An 18,215-nucleotide genomic window follows, 5' to 3' on the forward strand; every position below is an offset into this window, starting at 1 on the left:
ATCAGACACCGCCCCTAGGGTTGTTGGCCAGCGTTGGCCAACTCACCATGATCCGGACAGGTGGTCCGGTGACCCTCCGAACGGTCTTGAGGGTCGGGGAACAGCGTGAGCTGGTCACCTCGGCGCAGTCGGGTCTTGCCGCCCGGGTTGGGCGTGCCCGCTGTCCTGGGTGGGCTCGCGGTCCCGCACGCCCTCGGTACGGATGCGGCCTGGCCGGTAGCTCTCCGCTCCACCATCCTCCGGTGGTGGGCGGTCACACCTGACCGACGCCGGATCCCGTGCCCGAGGGCGCGCCGTCCGATGGCCACACCGGCTGCGTGATGCCGGGTGACCGTGGTCTGAGAGGACTGGTCCTGCAGGGGCTTGGTCCAGTGCTGCCCGCCCCAGCGGCTGGTATACGCCGGATCCACCGCGACGACGACCAGGTCCCGGTGGTAGGCCATGCCGCGCAGCCGCTCCCGGAAGCGGGCGGTGGGAATGCCCGCCACCGTCTTGCGGAACCTCTTGCCGCGCCTGCCGCGGCCCATGGTCTCCCGGCCTGCCTGACGGGCTTCGGCGAAGCCCAGGTCCTCGATCGCGATCCCCGCGCACCCATGCTCGCGGGCGAGGGTGATCAGCCGGGTGATCGCGGCGCGCAGCCGTCCGTCCCGCGTGGCCGCGGAGGCTGTCAGGTCCAGCGGGATCGTGACCGGTTCGCCGACTGGGTTGCCGTGCGCGTCGAGTACACAGGCGGCCAGGTGGTCGGCGTTGAGGTCGACCCCGAGCAGCCGCGCACCGCGCGTCCTGACGTCGTCCGGGCTGGGCGGCACGGTCTTGGAGGCGGCCCAGGATGCGTCGAGGTACCAGCGGCCGCGGGCGGCCTCGTGGACGATGTCGTAGCGCACGGCCCGGTGGGCCGTGACGCGGTCCAGCCACTCGCCACGCCGGTGTGAGAACCGTACGGTGCAGCCCAGCCGGTAGCGGCCCCGGGATGCGTTGGCCAGGTGTCGCAGCGGCTCTGGCAGCACCAGGGTCACCGTGTCGTCGGTTGGGTCGACGGTGATGGTGTAGTTGCCGTGCGGGGCACCGGACTCACCGTCCGCGGTAAGGAACAGCCGCTCGGCCTGCCAGCGTTCACGCCACTCGGCCTCGGTCAGCTGCGCATCGGCGAGATGGTGTCGCACGCGTGCCAGGCGGCGCCCGCCGACCGTGATGGACGGCCGCCCGGCGGCGATCCGTTCCTCCACCACGGCAAGCCGAGCCTCAAGCGCCTGCAGCCGGCGTTGCTTCTGAGCCCGCTCGTTCTGGTCGGCGTAGCCACGCACACTGTTCTTGGGCCTCGTCCCGCAGGGTGCGGCCAGACGACGGCCGATGGCGCCGATGGCCCGGCGCAGCCCTGAGCGCTCGTCATAGAGGCAGCGCATTGACAGCTGGTACTGGTCCTCGCCGGCGCGGGTCATCGCCCCAGCCCAGCGGGACGAGGACACCGCAGTGAGCTGCTTCTTCCGCTCCGCCCGCCTCGTGTCCTTCGCCGCGATCTGGCCGACCCTGACCCGCTCGGCCAGATCGGCCCGCTGGTGGCGGCCCAGGTGCACGCCCACCAGACGCAGGACCTCCTCATCGGCCGGCCCCACGCGCAACCGGTCCCTGATCCGCGCGCCCGACGGCGCAGCCACGGTGAACGGAGCCGCCAGCACGCGCAGTTCCCGCTTCCTCCCGCGTTTGCGTGCCACCAGCCACTCCCCCTTTCCCCGCTCACACCGAACTCAGCTACCACCACCGATCATGCGTTCCTCGTGATCGCCCGATCCGAAGAACCAGCTCCGTTCACCCGGACGAGGGACACATCGGCCAACTGTGACCTGTAACCCAACCAACGGCTGCTCACCCGAGGGGCGTGCCGCCAAGCAGGTCAGCCCTCGGCGATCTCCCGCACCTCGCACGTCACCGTCCAGTGCTCCTCGTGCACCTTCAGGAAGCGCTTGGTCCACTCGATCGCCTCGGCCTTGTCCTTGGCCTGGATGATCGCGTAACCGCCGACGACCTCCTTGGACTCCGTGAACGGCCCGTCCGTGACGGACAGCTGCCCGCCCTCCCACCGCACCCGGTTGCCCTGCGCGGTCGGCGTCAGCCCGGCGGTGTCCAGCAGGACGCCGGCCTTGGTCATCTCCTCGATCAGCTCGCCCATCCGCTGCATCAGCTCGGGGCTGGGGCCCTCGGCGGGCGCGGTGTTCTCGTCGACCTTCACCAGCGACAGATAGCGGGGCATGGTGGCTCCTCGTGCCGTGCGGGCCGGGTCCTTCCCGGCCTCTCACCCCAGCGTCGAACGGGAGCCACCCGGATCGACATGCTCGACGGACGTCTTCGAAGAATTTTTCTCCGTCTGTACGACGTCCTGTACGACGTCCTGTACGACGTCCTGTACGTCGTCCTGTACGTCGTCCTGCGTTTCCGCAGGCCGGGCGCCCATCCGGTACAGGGAACCGGCCGCGACCGCCGCCACCGCCAGCAGCCCGGCGGCCACCCAGTAGGCCGCCGAGAACCCGTCGACGAGCCCCTGGGTCCCCTCTCCGCCCGCCCCCGCCGCGACCGTCACCAGCACGCCGAGCCCGATCGCCCCGCCCACCTGCCGCGAACTGTTGAGCAGGCCGGACGCCATGCCGGTCTCCTCCGGCGCGACCCCCATGGTCGCGGCCGTCCCGAGCGGCACGAAGCACATGCCGATGCCGACGCTCGCGACCGCCGACGGTCCGAGGATCGACAGCAGGAATCCGCCGTCCACCGCCACCGCCGCCGCGAACCAGGCGATCCCGGCGGCCCCGAGCAGCCCGCCGACGAGCAGCAGCGTCCCGGATCCGAACCTCCCCACCGTCCGGGCGGCGATCACCGAGCCGGCCACGACGCCCACGCAGAACGGCAGGAAGGCGCTCCCGGCGGCCGTCGGCCCGTAGCCGAGCACCTGCTGCATGTACAGGGAGGTGAAGTAGAACGCGGCGAACTGCCCCGCCGACATCAGCAGCGCGAAGACGTTCGCGGCGAGCACCGGCCCCTGGGCGAGGAGTCCCAGGCGCAGCAGGGGCTGCCGTACGCGCGTCTCCGTCACGGCGAACAGGGCGAGCAGGACGGCCGCGGCGCCCAGCACGCCCGTCGTCCGCCAGTCGGTCCAGCCGTACGACTCCGTCCGCACCAGGCCGAGGACCAGCAGCGAGGTCCCCGCGGTGACGAGCAGCGCGCCGACGGCGTCGAGGCGCGGGCGGGCCCGGGCGGCACCCTTCTGATCGGCGGGCACGGCGGACCGTACGACCGCCAGGACCGCGACCACCACCGGCACGTTGACCAGCATGACCGACCGCCAGCCGGCCCAGTCGGTGAGCAGCCCGCCCGCGAGCACGCCGACGGCCCCGCCGGCCGCACCGGAGGCGCCCCACAGCCCGAGGGCGCGCGAACGGGCCGTACCGGCCGGGTAGGTGACGGTGATGAGGGCGAGCGCGACCGGCGCGAGGGCGGCGGCGCCCGCGCCCTGTACGGCCCGCGCCGCGATCAACTGGCCCGGCGTCTGGGCGAGTCCGCCGACCAGGCTCGCGAGCCCGAAGACGACGAAGCCGGCCACCAGGATCCGTCGGCGGCCGACGACGTCGGCGAGCCGTCCGCCGAGCATGAGCAGCCCGCCGAAGGTGAGGGCGTACGCGTTGACGACCTAGGTCAGGGACTCGGCGTCGAAACCGAGGCCGCGGCCGATGTCGGGCAGCGCGACGTTGACGACGGACATGTCCAGGGAGACCAGGAACTGCACGGTGAGCAGCACCGGCAGTAACCAACGCGAGGCGTGCGTAGGGGAGTTCACCATGCCAGGCAGATTAATATACGCGTACACAAATTGGCCAGACGTGCTCCGCGAAAAGAACCCCGCGAAAGAACCCCGCAAAGAGCCCCGAGGCGGCGCCCGGAGACAATGCCCGGGTGACAGAGAACGCGAGCCCAGGTCGCAAACGAACCGCCGGCCGCCCGCCGCGCATCGCCGCCGAGCAGATCGTGGACGTGGCGCGGCGCATCATCCAGGAGGAGGGCGTCGAGGCGGTCTCCATGCGCCGCGTCGCCAAGGAGGTCGGCGCCACCCCGATGGCGCTCTACCACCACGTGCGCGACAAGGACGAGTTGCTGCTGCTCACGCTGCGCGGCATGGCCGCGACCTTCCCGCGCCCGGCCCTGCCCACGGACCCCCGCGACCGCGTCCTGGCCACCGCCGTCCACATGCACGCGATCCTGAGCGAGGTGGTGTGGGTCATCGACGTCCTGAGCCTCGGCGACCTCACCGACAAGGAAGCCCTGTGGATGCCCGAGGAGATCATCGACTCGGCCATGGCCTGCGGCCTCACGCCCCAACAGGCCCTGCACGCCTACCGCACCCTCTGGTACGTCGTCTACGGCGCCCTCGTCTTCCAGCGCGCCGACGCCCGCCGCGCCGCCGCCCCCGACCGCCGGCCCTTCTTCCCCACGTTCCTCACCGAGGAGGACAGTGCCAGGTTCCCGCGCATGGCCGCCCTGGCGGACGGCTGGGAGGACCTGAAGGGGACGTACGACGTGCAGGAGCAGTTGGCGGCGGTGGTGGACGGGCTGCTGGGGGAGCGGCGTTAGATCCTGCACGTGTTCAGCGCAACGACTCCCACAGTTCGCCCGCCTCCGGCTCGTCCGCCACCACCCGGTCCTGGTTCGAGGGTGCCGGCACCACCGGCATCGTCACCGTTGTCACCTGTTCCGCCGACAGGCCGTGCAGGCTCTCGCCGAGGCGCATCAGTTCGGTCAGGGAGTTCAGGCCGGTGTCCGTGGTGAGGCTGCCGGTGACGGCGTCGGCGACCCGGTAGAGCTTGGCGGGGTCGGTCAGCAGGTTCGTCGAGGAGATCTGTTCCAGCAGGGCCTTCACCAGCTTCTGCTGGAGGCCTATGCGGCCGAGGTCGCTGCCGTCGCCTATGCCGTGCCGGGTGCGGGCGAGGGCGAGGGCCTGCTCGCCGTCGAGTTCGTGGGTGCCGGCCTTCAGCTTCAGGTGGCTGTCGTCGTCGTCGATGTCCTCGTCCGTGGTGACGGTGACCCCGCCGAGCGCGTCCACGAGCTTCGCGAAGCCGGCGAAGTCGATCTCGATGTAGTGGTCCATGCGGACGTCGGTGATCGACTCGACCGTCTTGACCGCACACACCGGACCGCCCACCGAGTACGCGCTGTTGAACATCGAGTTGTACGCCACCGCCGTCGACCCCCCGGAGGACAGCGGGCAGGACGGCCGGGTGACGAGCGTGTCGCGCGGGATGCTGACCACGGTCGCCGTCGTACGGCCCGCGTCGAGGTGCACCACCATCGCCGTGTCGGACCGGGCGCCGGAGCTGTCGCCGCCGCCGAGCGCCTGGTTCTCCTCGCCGCTGCGCGAGTCCGAGCCGAGGACCAGGATGTTCAGGGCCTTGGTGGGCAGCGGGGCGGCGGACGCCGAGGCGGTACCGGACGGGGTGGGCGTCGTCACCGCCTTCGCCGGGCGGTCGTCGCCGAGCGCGCTGTTGATGTCGACGCTCTTGATGTTGCTGTTGAGGTGCCAGTAGGCCCAGCCCGCCGCGGCGGCGCCCAGCACCAGTGCGCCCGCGAGGGTGAGACCGACGGCCTTGAGCGCTCCAGACCGCCGGCCTCTTCGTCTGCCCTCGTCGCCGTTCTCTTCACGTCCGGTCACGGGGAGGAACGTAAGTCCGAATTATTAGGAGAATGTTAGGGACGGGGGTGGGAGACGGTTTTCTTCGGAGATTCTCACCTTCTCAGGACCGTCTCACCCCAGTGTCACCACCGGCACCGGATTGCTCCCGCTCCACGACGCGTTGAACCCGAAGGTCACCGATCCGCCGTCCGGCACCGTCCCGTTGTAGGAGGCGTTGGAGCAGCTGACCGCCGTTCCCGTCTGGGCGCAGGTCGCGTTCCAGGCCTGCGTGATCCGCTGCCCCGCGCCGTACGTCCAGTCGGCCTTCCACGACGACAGCGCGGCCCCGGAGCAGGCGATCCGCACCTGCCCCGTGAAGCCGGTGTTCCACTGACTGGTCACGCTGTACGTCGCCGTACAACCCTCGGTCGACTGGCTGCCGCCCAGCGCCTGTGCGATCGCCTCGTACGCCGGTTTCGGCGCGTAGTTCTCGTCGTACGGCGTCGCCGCGCCCTGTCCCGGGAAGGTGTCCGGGATCCAGGAGTCGGAGTCGGTGAAGCCCCACACCGTGACGCCGACGCACCGGGCCACCGCCACGCAGGCGCCGACGACCGCCTTGTAGTCGGCGGCCTGCTGGGTCAGCTTCGCGCTGTCCGACGGCAGCTGCATCCGGATGTCCAGCTCGGTGATCGCCACGTCCACGCCGAGGTCGGCGAAGCGCTGGATGTTCTGCTGGAGGGTGGACGGCACCTGGCCGACGATGAGGTGGGCCTGGAGTCCGACCCCGTCGATCGGGACGCCGCGCTCCTTGAGGGACTTGACCAGGTTGTACAGGGCGGTGCTCTTCGCGTTGACGCCCTCGACGTTGTAGTCGTTGATGTACAGCTTGGCGGCCGGGTCGGCGGCGCGGGCGGCGGTCAGGGCCTGGGCGATGTAGTCGGCGCCGAGGCCGTTGTACCAGAGGGTCTGGCGGTAGGTGCCGTCCTCGTTGAACGGCTCGTTGACCACATCCCAGGTGGCCAGCCGGCCCTTGTAGCGGCCGACCTCCAACGCGATGTGGTCGTTCATCAGCTGGCTCAGCTGGGCCGGCGTCCAGGTGCCGTTCGTCAGCCAGCCCGGGTTCTGGCTGTGCCAGACCAGGGTGTGGCCGCGTACCTGCTGCCCGTTGGCCTCCGCGAAGTCGACGATCTGGTCGGCCTCGGTCCAGTTGAAGCTGCCCCGGGTCGGCTCGACCGAGCCCCACTTCATGGCGTTGCCGGGGGTCAGCGCGTTGAACTCGCGGGCGGCGATCTCGCCGTACGTCCCGGTCAGCTTGGACCCGGTGACCGCTGTGCCCATGACCTTGCCCTTGGCGGCGGCGAGGTCGCGCAGGGGCGCGTCGGCGGCGTGCGCGGCTGGGGCGGTGACCAGCAGCGCGCCGAGCATCGCGACGCCACTCACCAGGGAGGTCAGGGATGCCAGGGATAAGCCTGTTCTCAGAGATCTCATTGCGGGTGCCTCCGAAAGTTTCGGTGGTGCAACCGATTGCCTTCGGAGCAGTGTGAGGGGCCTCACCACACCCGTCAATGCAGTAACACGACTAAGGCCTGTCCGGCGGCGCCCCTGTACTCGCCCGCACCACCAGGCTGGTCGCCAGCTCGATCCTGGTCGCGGCCGGGGTCCCTTCCGCCCGCCCGAGGTCGAGCACCAGCTTGGCGGCCGCCTCGGCCATCTCCGTCAGGGGCTGTCGTACGGTCGTCAGCGGCGGCCCGACCCAGGGCGCCACCGGCAGATCGTCGAACCCGACCACGCTCAGGTCCTCCGGGATGCGCAGCCCCAGCTCGCGCGCGGCCTCGTACAGCCCGAGCGCCTGGAGGTCGTTGCCGGCGAAGACGGCGGTGGGCCGGTCCGGGCGGCGCAGCAGTTCCAGACCGCGCCGGTAGCCGGCCTCGTGGTGGAAGTCGCCGGCCGCGATCAGCTCGGGGTCGACCGGCAGTCCGGCGGTCTCCAGGGCGGCCCGGTAGCCGTCGACACGGGCGCGGCTGCACATCATCCGGGACGGTCCGGTGATCGCGCCGATGCGGGTGTGGCCGAGCTCGACCAGATGCCGGGTCGCGGCGAGGCCGCCCTGCCAGTTGGTGGCACCGATCGAGGGCACGTCGGCGCCCGGATCGCCGGCCGGGTCCATCACCACGAACGGGATGGAGCGGCTGCCCAGCAGGGCGCGCTGGGACTCGTCGAGCCCGGACAGCACGAGGACCACGCCGTGCGGACGGCGGGCGGCGACCTGGTCGGCCCAGGTCCGCCCGGGGGTGAGCCGCCCGGCGCTCTCACTCAGCACCACACTCAGCCCGGCGTCCCGCGCCACGTTCTCCACACCCCGGATGACCTCCATCGCCCAGGCGCTCTCCAACTCGTGGAAGACCAGGTCGATCAGGGGCGAACGGCTCGCCTCGGCACGCCGGCGCCGATAGCCGTGCGCGCGCAGCAGGTCCTCCACGCGGCTGCGGGTCGCCGGGGCGACATCGGCACGTCCGTTCAGGACCTTCGAAACTGTCGGCGCCGAAACGCCGGCCTCGCGGGCGATCTCGGCGAGCGTCGCGGTCTGTGCGGACCGTCCGGCCGTCGGGTTTGTCGTCCGGGTTTCTGCGGGCTCCGGGGGTGTCATGGCGGCGATCGTATCCCTGCGCGACCTCTTGACGAACCCCTCGCACCGGCCTAGGTTCCCAAAACATTCGACTTACATCTCGAAACATTCGCGAGAGGGCCATTCACCCCGACAGGAGTTTCATGACCACCGCGCCCTGGCGTGACCCCGCCCTGCCCGCCGCCGCCCGCGTCGACGACCTCCTCTCCCGGATGACCCTGGAGGAGAAGACCGCCCAGCTCTACGGCGTGTGGGTGGGCGCCACTGCGACGGACGGCGGCGAAGTCGCGCCCCTCCAGCGCGAGATGACCGCCGAGTACGACTGGGACGAGCTGATCACCCACGGCCTGGGCCAGCTCACCCGCCCCTTCGGCACGGCCCCTGTGGACCCGGTGCTGGGCGCGCAGGCACTGGCCCGCGCCCAGCGCCGTATCGCCGAGGCCGGCCGCTTCGGCATCCCCGCGATCGCCCACGAGGAGTGCCTGGCCGGTTTCACGGCCTGGCAGGCCACCGCCTACCCCGTCCCGCTGGCCTGGGGTGCGACCTTCGACCCTGAGCTGGTCGAGGAGATGGCCCGCCGCATCGGCCAGGACCTCCGCTCGGTCGGCGTCCACCAGGGCCTCGCCCCGGTCCTGGACGTCGTACGGGATCTGCGCTGGGGCCGGGTGGAGGAGACCATCGGCGAGGACCCGTATCTGGTCGGCACGGTCGGCGCCGCCTACGTCCGCGGCCTCGAATCGGCCGGGATCATCGCCACGCTCAAGCACTTCGCCGGGTACGCCTCCTCGGCGGGCGCCCGCAACCAGGCCCCGGTGCGGGCCGGGATCCGGGAGTTCGCCGATGTGACGCTCCCGCCGTTCGAGCTGGCCCTGCGCGAGGGAGGCGCCCGTTCGGTGATGGCGGCGTACAACGACACGGACGGCGTCCCGGCCCACGCGGACACCGGCCTGTTGACCGAACTCCTGCGGGAGCAGTGGGGGTTCACCGGCACGGTGGTCTCCGACTACTTCGGCATCGGCTTCCTGCAGACCCTGCACCGGGTGACGGGGACCGAGGCGGAGGCGGCGCACGCGGCGCTGGAGGCGGGCGTCGACGTGGAACTGCCGACGCTCAAGTGCTACGGCACACCACTGCTGGAGGCGGTCAGGGCGGGCTCGGTCCCCGAGTCCCTGATCGACCGCGCGGCCCGCCGGGTGCTGCTCCAGAAGTGCGAACTGGGCCTGCTGGACGAGGGCTGGGACCCGGAGCCGGCCGGGCGGATCACCCTCGACTCGGCGGCGAACCGCGCCCTGGCCCGCCGTCTGGCCGAGGAGTCGGTGGTCCTGCTGGACAACCCGGACGGCCTGCTGCCGCTGGCCCCGGACACCCGCATCGCGGTGGTCGGCCCGCGAGCCGACGACGCCCTGGCGATGCTCGGCTGCTACTCCTTCCCGTCCCACGTCCTCACGCACCACCCCGAGGTGCCGATGGGTGTGGAGATCCCCACCCTGCTGGAGTCGCTGCGGGCCGAACTCCCGGACGCGAAGGTCACGTTCGCGGAGGGCTGCGGGGTGTCGGACCCGGACACCTCGGGCTTCGAGGAGGCGGTGGCCCGGACGGCCGAGGCGGACGTCTGCGTGGCCGTGCTCGGCGACCGGGCGGGCCTGTTCGGCCGGGGCACCTCGGGCGAGGGCTGCGACGCGTCGGACCTGCACATCCCCGGCGCCCAGGGCGAGTTGCTGGACGCACTGGTGGCGACGGGCGTCCCGGTGGTCCTGATCCTGCTGACCGGCCGCCCCTACGCGCTCGGCCGCTGGGACGGCCGGCTCGCCGCCGTCGTCCAGGCGTTCTTCCCGGGGGAGGAGGGCGGCCCGGCGGTGGCGGGAGTGCTGTCGGGCCGCGTGAACCCCTCGGGCCGCCTCCCGGTGAGCGTCCCGCGCGTCCCCGGCGGCCAGCCGTGGACGTACCTCCAGCCGCCGCTGGGCCTGAAGGCCGACGTCAGCAACCTGGACCCGACGCCGCTGTACCCGTTCGGGCACGGGCGTGCGTACACGGCGTTCACCTGGGAGGACTTCACGGGCGGCCCGCAGACGGAAGTGGACACGGACGGTTCGTACGACGTGTCGGTCACGGTCCGCAACACGGGCGAGCGCGCCGGCGCCGAGGTCGTCCAGCTGTATCTGCACGACCCGGTGGCGAGCGTCACGCGACCGGACGTACGGCTGATCGGCTACCGGCGGCTGGAGTTGGAGCCGGGCGAGGCGAGCCGCGTGACCTTCCGCTTCCACGCCGACCTGTCGGCGTTCACCGACCGCCAAGGGCGTCGCGTGGTCGAACCGGGAGCACTGGAGCTGCGGTTGGGGGCGTCCAGCACGGAGGTACGGCATGTGGCACGGCTGACGCTGACCGGGCCGGTGCGGGAACTGGGCGTGGAGCGCCGGCTGCAGTGCGAGACGGAGTCGGCGGAGGTGTCGGCGGCCGTCCCGGGTGACTGACGCGCGGCTGCGGGGTGCCGGTGCGCCAGAGGCCACCGGCACCCCGGGCGCGCGACGGGAGCCGAGCCGACTCCACAGGCATAGGGCCGTTGTCAGTGGCGGGCCGTAGATTCCGGCCAGGACCCATCGTTGCCGGAATCCCTGCCGCCGGGCCGGATCATCGACTCGTACGGCCGATCAGGCCGCCTGGTGTGGATGAGCGACGGCAAGCTGCCGGACGCGGACGTGTGGTGGAGACGCCTCTACGCCGAGCGGGGCCGGACCGGCCTGTACCCCGTCCTCCTCGAGTACTGCGAGGACTGGCACGGCCACGGGGACGAAGGGGGCGCTCCGGTGGACGCCACCGAGCATCTCCGCGGCCGGTGGGAGCCCGACTCCTGACCGGACTTCCCACAGTGGCCAGGCCTCGCGACACCGGCTACGACGGGGCGCGACCCCGACACGTGCGCGGCCGAGGTGGCGACCACCGTCGTGCGGGAGAACCTGGCCCACTGCCTCGCACTGGTCCAGGTCGAACGGGCCTCCGACGCACCGGCCGCGCTCCACTGGACGGGCGGGGCGAACCACATCGGCGCGGACGAGCTGTCGGCGGTACTGCGCTCCTGGGAGGACCGCTTCGGCGCCCGGGTCGTGGCCTTCGGACACGGCAGCCTGCGCCTCTCGGCCGCCACGCCCCCGCGAGACCTGCATGAGGCCCAGGTCCTGGCCGCCGAGCACTACCTCGCCTGCCCCGACGTCTTCTTCCTCCATCCCGACGTCGACATGGACACGTACCCGGAGGAGCTCATGACACGGCGGGACTGGTACTTCTGGTGGGACTGAGCCCCCGGCGCACATGGTTCCGGCGTCCACGCCTGGCCCGCACCGATCAGTCGCCCACCGACTCGAACCGCCACCGATGCACCGCCCGGGTGACCAACCCGCCGTCCGGTTCCGGCAGTTCGGGCAACTCGGCGTCGTACGCGGCATCCCACCAGGTGATGACCAGCACCCGGTCCCCCGGCGCCCGGAAGGTCTCCCGCCGCAGCGGGGCCTCGGCCAGGTCCTGCGCCCGCGCCCAGGCGAGCAGTTCCCCGCCCCGCCCCTCGGCCGCCTTCGCCTCCCACATCAACGCGACCGTCACGAGTACAGGTTCTCCTTGCTGACCTCGTGCACATGGTCGTGCCCCGGCACATGAGGCTCCGTCACCGGCAGCGAGGAGTCCGCCGACAGGTCCCAGCTCGACGCGGCCCGGCCCCGCGCCACCATCTCCGCGCCCAGCGCCGCCACCATCGCGCCGTTGTCCGTGCACAGCTTGGGCCGTGGCACCCGCAGCCGGATCCCGGCCGCCTCGCAGCGTTCCTGGGCCAGCACCCGCAGCCGGGAGTTGGCGGCGACGCCGCCGCCGATCATCAGGTGGTCGACGCCCTCGTCGCGACAGGCCCGGACCGCCTTGCGGGTCAGCACGTCCACCACCGCCTCCTGGAAGGACGCCGCCACATCCCGCACCGGCACCTCCTCCCCCGCCGCCCGCTTCGCCTCGATCCAGCGGGCCACGGCCGTCTTCAGCCCGGAGAAGGAGAAGTCGTACGCCGGGTCGCGCGGCCCGGTCAGACCGCGCGGGAACGCGATGGCCGACGGGTCGCCCTCCTTGGCGTACCGGTCGATGACCGGACCGCCCGGGAAGCCCAGGTTCAGCACCCGCGCGATCTTGTCGAAGGCCTCGCCCGCCGCGTCGTCGATGGTCGCGCCCATGGGCCGTACGTCGGAGGTGATGTCCGAGGAGAGCAGCAGGGACGAGTGGCCGCCGCTCACCAGCAGCGCCATCGTCGGCTCCGGCAGCGCCCCGTGCTCCAGCTGGTCCACGCAGATGTGCGAGGCCAGGTGGTTGACGCCGTACAGCGGCTTGCCGAGCGCGTAGGCGTACGCCTTCGCCGCCGAGACCCCGACGAGCAGGGCGCCGGCGAGCCCCGGACCGGCGGTGACCGCGATGCCGTCCAGGTCCTTCGCGCTCACCCCCGCTTCCTTCAGGGCACGGTCGATGGTCGGCACCATCGCCTCGAGGTGGGCTCGGGAGGCCACCTCCGGCACGACCCCGCCGAAGCGGGCGTGCTCGTCGACGCTGGAGGCGATGGCGTCGGCCAGCAGGGTGGTGCCCCGGACGATGCCGACGCCGGTCTCGTCACAGGAGGTCTCGATGCCGAGGACGAGCGGTTCGTCAGCCATGGATCTCGGTTCCTTGCAGGGAAGTCGAAGGGTCGGTCAGTTTCATCACCAGGGCGTCCACATTGCCCGGCTGGTAGTAGCCGCGTCGGAAACCGATGGGCTCGAACCCGAAGCGCTGGTAGAGCTTCTGGGCGCGGAGATTGTCCACCCGGCACTCCAGCATCACTTCGGCGCACTCGAAGGTGGTCGCGGCCCGCAGCAGCTCGGTCAGCAGCCGGCTGCCGAGGCCGGTGCCCTGGTGGTCGCGGGCGACGGCGATCGTCTGTACGTCGGCCAGGTCTCCGGAGGCGGCCAGTCCCGCGTACCCGACGAGCCGCCCGCCGGTGTCCTCGGCGACGACGTACCGCCGGGTCGCCTCGGGCCCTCTGGAGTGGGCCAGCTCCGACCAGAACATCCCCCGCGACCAGGCGTCCTCCGGGAAGAGGTCCCGCTCCAGTTCGAGCACGGGGTCGATGTCCCACCAGCGCATCTCGCGCAGTCGAGGAGTCATGGTGCGGGTCACGGTGTCGGTCACTTGGGGGTGACCACCTTGTAGTTCTTGGGGACCTGGGCGTCGGGGCGGCGCAGGTACAGCGGCCGCGGAGCGGGAAGTTCCTCGCCCGCCGCCAGTCTCTCGGCGGCCAGCCGCGCGAGCGCCGCGGCGGACACGTGCTCGGGCTCGTGCACGACCGGGAAGGTGTCCGGGTAGAGCAGCGCGCCCGCGCCGACGGCCGGCAGTCCGGCGACCCGGTCGGCGATGTCGGCGGGCCGGTCGACCGCAGGGTCGGTGAGGCGGCTGCGGGAGTCGGCGTACTTCGCCCAGTAGACCTCCTTGCGCCGGGCGTCGGTCGCCACGACGAACGGGCCCTTCTCGATGTCGGCCGCGTACGCGAGGCCGTCGAGCGTGCACACGCCGTGCACGGGCACACCGAGGGCGAGCCCGAAGGTGTCCGCGGTCATCAGGCCGACACGCAGCCCGGTGTAGGGACCGGGGCCGATGCCGACGACGACACCGGTGACGGCGTCCAGCGTGAGACCGGCCTCGGCGAGCAGACGGTCGACGGCCGGCAGCAGCAGCTCACCGTGCCGGCGCGCGTCCACCTGACTCGACGAGGCGATGACGTCCGTGCCGTCGTACAGCGCGACGGTGACGGCGGGGGTGGCGGTATCCAGAGCGAGCAAGAGCACGCAAACAGCCTACGGCTCCTGCGCCTCGGGCACGGCCGTACAGATCGGGCCGTCACCTGCTGCTACCGTCGCGGCAAAACGGGACGTACTACACAAGACTGAGGTGGACGACGGTGGCAGGCAGCAGCTCGGGAATCGTGGCCGGGCTCACCGTGACGGCGCTGGCGACGGTCGGCTTCCTCGCCTACCAGGCCTCGGCGGGCGCCCCCGCGGACCTCGGCAGCCCCGACGCCGACGGCGCGCTCGCGGCGGCCGCCTCGAAGGCACCCCGGGACCTGCGGGACCCCGCCGCGCTGCCCGAGCGCTCCGGTACGGGTGAACGGGTCGTGTACTCGGTGGACGGCGACCGGGTGTGGCTGGTCGGCCGGGGCGACAAGGTCAGCCGCACCTTCAAGGTCACCCCCGGCACCGTCGACCCGGCCCCGGGCACCTACGCCGTCACGTCCCGCTCCAACCGGATCACCGGCACCGACGGCATCCCCGTCGAGCACGTCGTGCGCTTCACCACCGTGAACGGCGTGCCGGTCGGCTTCAGCGCGGCGGTGGACGGCTCCACGCCGGCGCCCGCACCGACGGTCAAGGCGGGCGGCGTCCGGGAGTCCCGGGCGGACGGCGACGCGATGTGGAAGTTCGCGACGATCGGCGTGAGGGTCGTCGTGATCCGCTAGGCGGCCCTACGGCCGGCCCGACGCGTGATCCGCTAGGCGGCCTTACGGTGCTCCGACCGCGGCCGCAGCGCTTCGGGATCGGGCAGGCGCGGCGGCGTGGACACAGCACTCGCGGCCGCACAGGACGCCAGCAGATCGCGCATGGACACCCCGGCGACGACCGCGGAGGGCCGCGGCTCCGGCTTGTTCTCGGTGGCCGACATGGACGCCTCCTGAAGTTCGGGGGCGGGCGTAGTTAGGTAGACCTAACTACGGACTGGGTACCATGTGACCACGCCGAAGACGCGCAACGCAACATCTTGCCGACGTCTTGTCGGAACATTCATCAACCGTGCGGTCACGCCGACAGCACGCTCAGATCCACCGCCGCCCACCGCTCCCCCAGCCCGGTCAGCGTCACGTGCCGCACCTCGTCCGTCTCGGGGGATCCGGGGGTCGCCCCCCGGGAAGACACAGTGCCGACGGTCCGGTGGATGACGACCTCCAGCCGGTCGTCGGTCAGCTCCTCGACCTTTCCCTCGCCCCACTCCACGACGATCACGGACTCGGGCAGCGAGACATCGAGGTCGAGGTCCTCCATCTCGTCGAGCCCGCCGCCCAGGCGGTACGCGTCGACGTGCACGAGCGGCGGCCCGTCCCCGAGGGACGGATGCACACGGGCGATCACGAAGGTCGGGGACGTCACGGCCCCGCGGACGCCGAGCCCCTCGCCGAGCCCCCGGCTCAGCGTCGTCTTGCCCGCGCCCAGCTCCCCGGTGAGCATCACGAGGTCGCCGGCGCGCAGCAGTTTGGCGAGGCGGCGCCCCAACTCGCGCATCTGGTCGGGGGAGGTGACGGTCAGCTCGGTGTCAGCCGGGTCGTGCGGCGCTGCTGGTGCTTCCATAACCATTCACGGTAGCGCCTGCGGGTACGGCACCCGCCCGGGTGAGCAGGTCGGCGAGGCGGTCGGTGACCACTTCCGGGTGTTCCAGCATGACCAGGTGCCCGGCGTCCGGCACGAGCACCAGCTCGGCGTCCGGCAGCAGGTCGGCGATCGCCTCGCTGTGCTCGCTGGGCGTGACGAGATCCCCCACTCCGGCCAGCACGAGCACCGGCATGTCCGTGAAGAGGGCGAGGGCCTCGGTCTTGTCGTGGTCGTTGAACGCCGGGTAGTACTCGGCGACCACGTCGATCGGCGTGCCCTCGATCATCCGTTCGGCGAACCGGACGACGGCCGGGTCGACGTCCCGGGAGGCGAAGGAGTACCGCTTGATGACCCCGGCGAACAGGTCGGCGGTGGCCCGGCGGCCCTTCTCCACCAGGGCGGCCTGCTGCCCCAGCGCCCTCAGTACGCCGGGCAGCACCCGCCGTACGGCGTTCACGCCGGCGACGGGCAGCCCGAAGTTCACCTCGCCGAGCCGCCCGGACGACGTGCCGACCAGGGCGGCCGCCACCACCCGCTCGCGGATCAGCTCGGGGTACTGGTCGGCGAGGGCCATGACGGTCATGCCGCCCATCGAGTGCCCGACCAGCACGATCGGCCCCTCCGGCACGGCGGCGTCGATGACGGCCTTCAGGTCGCGGCCGAGCTGCTCGATGCTGACCGGCACGTCGTCCTGCACCTGGGCCACGCCCCGCGCGGACCGGCCGTGGCTGCGCTGGTCCCAGTGCACGGTCCGTACGACGCCCCGCAGGGCGGCGCGCTGGAAGTGCCAGGAGTCCTGGCTGAGGCAGTAGCCGTGGCTGAAGACGACGGTGACGGGCAGGGGCGCCTTGCGGCCGAAGAGCCGTCTGCGCCGGGGTGCCGAGCCGCCTTCCGGCTCCGGGTCGTCGACCTCGTAGTACAGCTCGGTGCCGTCGTCGGCGTACGCCTTGCCGGGCATGCCGCGCAACGCGCCGTACGGCCCGGTCGAGTCGAGCGCGAGCCGCGCCTTCTTGCGCATGCCGCGGCCGACGGTGAGCCGCTCTATGGCGACTCCGGCGGCCGCGCCCGCGGCGACCACTCCTATGGCGGCGCCCGCGATGCCGGTCGCCCGGCGCCACCCGGCGGACGCCCCCGTGGCGGAGGCGACGGCCGCGGCGGCGTCCGCGACGACCTCCGCACTGCTCTCGCTCACGTACCGCTCCTCTTCGCCGGACTGACTGGTGGTTCGCTGCGCCGGATGACACAGGAGTTGCCGGATGGTGCTGGATGATGCCGGGCCGGCTGTGCTTCCGCGCTCTTGCGGTTACCCGGCTCGTTCCTCATTCCTCGTTCACATAGACGCGGGGAACGCGCGTTCCGATCCGGGTGACGATCTCATACGCGATGGTCCCCGCCGCCTGGGCCCAGTCCTCGGCGGTGGGCTCCCCGCGGTCGCCGGGCCCGAACAGCACGGCTTCCGCGCCCGGTTCCGGCTCGTCGCCGCCCAGATCGACGACGAACTGGTCCATCGCGACCCGCCCGGCGACCGTGCGCCACTTGCCGCCGACCAGGACCGGGCCGGTCCCGGAGGCGTGCCGCGGGATGCCGTCCGCGTAGCCGACGGGCACGAGTCCGAGGGTGGTCTCGCCCGGCGTGACGTAGTGATGCCCGTAACTGACGCCGTGGCCGCCCGGCACCTGCTTGACGAGTGCGACGGACGCCGACAGCGTCATCACGGGCCGCAGGCCGAAGTCGGCCGGGCCGCCGATCTCGGCGCTCGGCGAGATGCCGTAGATCGCGATCCCGGTCCGTACGAGGTCGAAGCGGGCCTCGGGAAGCGTGAGCGTGGCGGGCGAGTTGGCGATGTGCCGCACCTCGGGCCGCACCCCCTGCCCCTCCGCGTACGCCAGCATCTCCCGGAACCGGGTGAGCTGGGCGGTGATGGAGGGATGCCCGGGTTCGTCGGCGCAGGCGAAGTGCGACCAGAGCCCGGTGATCCGGACCAGCCCCTCGCCCTCGGCCTTCAGTGCCTCCCGGACGAGCTCGGCCCAGTCCGCACCCGGCTGACAGCCGTTCCGCCCCAGCCCGGTGTCGGCCTTGAGCTGCACGCGCGCGGGAGTACGAGCGCGGCGAGCCGCCTCGGTGACCTCCCTGAGGGCCCACATCCCGCTGACGGACACGTCCAGGTCGGCCTCGACGGCCGCCTGCCAGGGCCCGCCGGGCGTCCAGAGCCAGCACATGATGCGCCCGGTCAGCCCGGCGGCCCGCAGCTGGAGGGCCTCCTCGGGCGTGGCCGTACCCAGCCAGGTCGCCCCCGCCTGCGCGGCCGCGCGAGCGCACGGCACGGCCCCGTGCCCGTACCCGTCGGACTTCACCACGGCCATGACGGCCGCCCCCGCCGCGCGGGCACGCAGGGTCCGCACGTTGGCCCGCAGCGCGGCCAGATCGATCTCGGCGCGGGCACGCAGCGGTGCGGTCGGGGCAGGTGCTGTCTCATTCATCGCGCCCCCAGTGTCTCAGAGGGGTCCGACAGGACCGCCGG

18 protein-coding genes and 1 pseudogene are annotated in these 18,215 nt (G+C 72.1%); 5 read left to right on the plus strand and 14 right to left on the minus strand.

Annotation, left to right across the window (positions count from 1 at the left end; translation table 11 throughout):
* Nucleotides 1-14 precede the first annotated feature (14 nt).
* The 3 genes and pseudogenes from AC5P09_RS02835 to AC5P09_RS02845 form a co-directional block, all read right to left on the minus strand.
* A complete protein-coding gene (locus AC5P09_RS02835) occupies nucleotides 15-1,712 on the minus strand; it encodes a nuclease/transposase family protein (protein WP_493872254.1) in 1,698 nt (565 codons plus the stop codon).
* A 179-nt stretch (nucleotides 1,713-1,891) separates the two neighbouring features.
* Nucleotides 1,892-2,248 (minus strand): YciI family protein, encoded by a 357-nt coding sequence (locus AC5P09_RS02840; protein WP_266434923.1) that lies wholly within the window; start codon nucleotides 2,246-2,248, stop codon nucleotides 1,892-1,894.
* Nucleotides 2,249-2,290: 42 nt separating this feature from the next.
* Nucleotides 2,291-3,826: pseudogene (locus tag AC5P09_RS02845) on the minus strand (MFS transporter).
* A 113-nt stretch (nucleotides 3,827-3,939) separates the two neighbouring features.
* Between AC5P09_RS02845 and AC5P09_RS02850 the strand changes: the two are divergent.
* The gene (locus AC5P09_RS02850) at nucleotides 3,940-4,614 is read left to right on the plus strand and encodes a TetR/AcrR family transcriptional regulator (RefSeq protein ID WP_493872255.1); all 675 of its coding nucleotides are present in this window, start codon (nucleotides 3,940-3,942) and stop codon (nucleotides 4,612-4,614) included.
* 13 nt (nucleotides 4,615-4,627) lie between these two features.
* On the opposite strand, the gene AC5P09_RS02855 is transcribed toward AC5P09_RS02850, so the two are convergent.
* The 3 genes from AC5P09_RS02855 to AC5P09_RS02865 form a co-directional block, all read right to left on the minus strand.
* Complete coding sequence (locus AC5P09_RS02855) at nucleotides 4,628-5,689, minus strand: LCP family protein (protein ID WP_493872256.1); 1,062 nt, start codon at nucleotides 5,687-5,689, stop codon at nucleotides 4,628-4,630.
* Nucleotides 5,690-5,782: 93 nt separating this feature from the next.
* A complete protein-coding gene (locus AC5P09_RS02860) occupies nucleotides 5,783-7,138 on the minus strand; it encodes a glycoside hydrolase family 10 protein (RefSeq protein WP_493872257.1) in 1,356 nt (451 codons plus the stop codon).
* A 91-nt stretch (nucleotides 7,139-7,229) separates the two neighbouring features.
* Nucleotides 7,230-8,297, minus strand: a complete 1,068-nt coding sequence (locus AC5P09_RS02865) for a LacI family DNA-binding transcriptional regulator (protein ID WP_493872258.1) — start codon at nucleotides 8,295-8,297, stop codon at nucleotides 7,230-7,232.
* A 122-nt stretch (nucleotides 8,298-8,419) separates the two neighbouring features.
* On the opposite strand from AC5P09_RS02865, the gene AC5P09_RS02870 reads away from it, so the two are divergent.
* From AC5P09_RS02870 to AC5P09_RS02880, 3 genes are all read left to right on the plus strand, one after another.
* Complete coding sequence (locus AC5P09_RS02870; protein WP_493872259.1) at nucleotides 8,420-10,750, plus strand: beta-xylosidase/alpha-l-arabinosidase; 2,331 nt, start codon at nucleotides 8,420-8,422, stop codon at nucleotides 10,748-10,750.
* Nucleotides 10,751-10,879: 129 nt separating this feature from the next.
* Complete coding sequence (locus AC5P09_RS02875) at nucleotides 10,880-11,131, plus strand: hypothetical protein (protein WP_493872260.1); 252 nt, start codon at nucleotides 10,880-10,882, stop codon at nucleotides 11,129-11,131.
* Between the two features lie 75 nt (nucleotides 11,132-11,206).
* Nucleotides 11,207-11,572, plus strand: coding sequence for a DUF4253 domain-containing protein (locus AC5P09_RS02880; protein ID WP_493872261.1), 366 nt, complete (start codon nucleotides 11,207-11,209; stop codon nucleotides 11,570-11,572).
* Nucleotides 11,573-11,618: 46 nt separating this feature from the next.
* Here AC5P09_RS02880 and AC5P09_RS02885 read toward each other — a convergent pair whose 3' ends face one another.
* The 4 genes from AC5P09_RS02885 to tsaB are packed head-to-tail and all read right to left on the minus strand — an operon-like array spanning nucleotide 11,619 to nucleotide 14,122.
* Nucleotides 11,619-11,873: a hypothetical protein gene (locus AC5P09_RS02885; RefSeq protein ID WP_493872262.1), complete on the minus strand. Its 255-nt coding sequence runs from the start codon at nucleotides 11,871-11,873 to the stop codon at nucleotides 11,619-11,621.
* The gene (tsaD, locus tag AC5P09_RS02890; RefSeq protein WP_493872263.1) at nucleotides 11,870-12,955 is read right to left on the minus strand and encodes a tRNA (adenosine(37)-N6)-threonylcarbamoyltransferase complex transferase subunit TsaD; all 1,086 of its coding nucleotides are present in this window, start codon (nucleotides 12,953-12,955) and stop codon (nucleotides 11,870-11,872) included. The genes AC5P09_RS02885 and tsaD overlap by 4 nt, the downstream gene beginning before the upstream one ends.
* Entirely contained in the window at nucleotides 12,948-13,445 is a 498-nt protein-coding gene (rimI, locus tag AC5P09_RS02895) for a ribosomal protein S18-alanine N-acetyltransferase (RefSeq protein ID WP_493872314.1), read from the minus strand. Before rimI ends, tsaD begins: the two co-directional genes overlap by 8 nt.
* Nucleotides 13,446-13,465: 20 nt before the next feature.
* A complete protein-coding gene (gene tsaB, locus AC5P09_RS02900) occupies nucleotides 13,466-14,122 on the minus strand; it encodes a tRNA (adenosine(37)-N6)-threonylcarbamoyltransferase complex dimerization subunit type 1 TsaB (RefSeq protein ID WP_493872264.1) in 657 nt (218 codons plus the stop codon).
* Between the two features lie 113 nt (nucleotides 14,123-14,235).
* On the opposite strand from tsaB, the gene AC5P09_RS02905 reads away from it, so the two are divergent.
* A complete protein-coding gene (locus AC5P09_RS02905) occupies nucleotides 14,236-14,790 on the plus strand; it encodes a hypothetical protein (protein WP_493872265.1) in 555 nt (184 codons plus the stop codon).
* Nucleotides 14,791-14,822: 32 nt separating this feature from the next.
* Here AC5P09_RS02905 and AC5P09_RS02910 read toward each other — a convergent pair whose 3' ends face one another.
* The 4 genes from AC5P09_RS02910 to alr form a co-directional block, all read right to left on the minus strand.
* Entirely contained in the window at nucleotides 14,823-14,993 is a 171-nt protein-coding gene (locus AC5P09_RS02910) for a hypothetical protein (RefSeq protein WP_493872266.1), read from the minus strand.
* A gap of 134 nt (nucleotides 14,994-15,127) precedes the next feature.
* Nucleotides 15,128-15,673 carry a tRNA (adenosine(37)-N6)-threonylcarbamoyltransferase complex ATPase subunit type 1 TsaE gene (gene tsaE, locus AC5P09_RS02915; protein ID WP_493872267.1) on the minus strand — a complete coding sequence of 182 codons (546 nt, stop codon included), beginning with the start codon at nucleotides 15,671-15,673 and terminating at the stop codon, nucleotides 15,128-15,130.
* Complete coding sequence (locus AC5P09_RS02920) at nucleotides 15,639-16,886, minus strand: alpha/beta fold hydrolase (protein ID WP_493872268.1); 1,248 nt, start codon at nucleotides 16,884-16,886, stop codon at nucleotides 15,639-15,641. The genes tsaE and AC5P09_RS02920 overlap by 35 nt, the downstream gene beginning before the upstream one ends.
* Before the next feature lie 127 nt (nucleotides 16,887-17,013).
* Nucleotides 17,014-18,174 (minus strand): alanine racemase, encoded by a 1,161-nt coding sequence (gene alr / locus AC5P09_RS02925; protein WP_493872269.1) that lies wholly within the window; start codon nucleotides 18,172-18,174, stop codon nucleotides 17,014-17,016.
* Nucleotides 18,175-18,215 lie beyond the last annotated feature (41 nt).

The sequence above is a fragment of the Streptomyces sp. a15 genome (genome assembly GCF_059026085.1).

Coding starts and splice junctions, on each gene's coding strand:
- AC5P09_RS02840 (WP_266434923.1), bottom strand. CDS start 2,248: ATGCCCCGCTATCTGTCGCTGGTGAAGGTCGACGAGAACACCGCGCCC.
- AC5P09_RS02860 (WP_493872257.1), bottom strand. CDS start 7,138: ATGAGATCTCTGAGAACAGGCTTATCCCTGGCATCCCTGACCTCCCTG.
- AC5P09_RS02865 (WP_493872258.1), bottom strand. CDS start 8,297: ATGACACCCCCGGAGCCCGCAGAAACCCGGACGACAAACCCGACGGCC.
- AC5P09_RS02870 (WP_493872259.1), top strand. CDS start 8,420: ATGACCACCGCGCCCTGGCGTGACCCCGCCCTGCCCGCCGCCGCCCGC.
- tsaD (WP_493872263.1), bottom strand. CDS start 12,955: ATGGCTGACGAACCGCTCGTCCTCGGCATCGAGACCTCCTGTGACGAG.
- rimI (WP_493872314.1), bottom strand. CDS start 13,445: ATGACTCCTCGACTGCGCGAGATGCGCTGGTGGGACATCGACCCCGTG.
- AC5P09_RS02910 (WP_493872266.1), bottom strand. CDS start 14,993: ATGTCGGCCACCGAGAACAAGCCGGAGCCGCGGCCCTCCGCGGTCGTC.
- tsaE (WP_493872267.1), bottom strand. CDS start 15,673: ATGGAAGCACCAGCAGCGCCGCACGACCCGGCTGACACCGAGCTGACC.
- alr (WP_493872269.1), bottom strand. CDS start 18,174: ATGAATGAGACAGCACCTGCCCCGACCGCACCGCTGCGTGCCCGCGCC.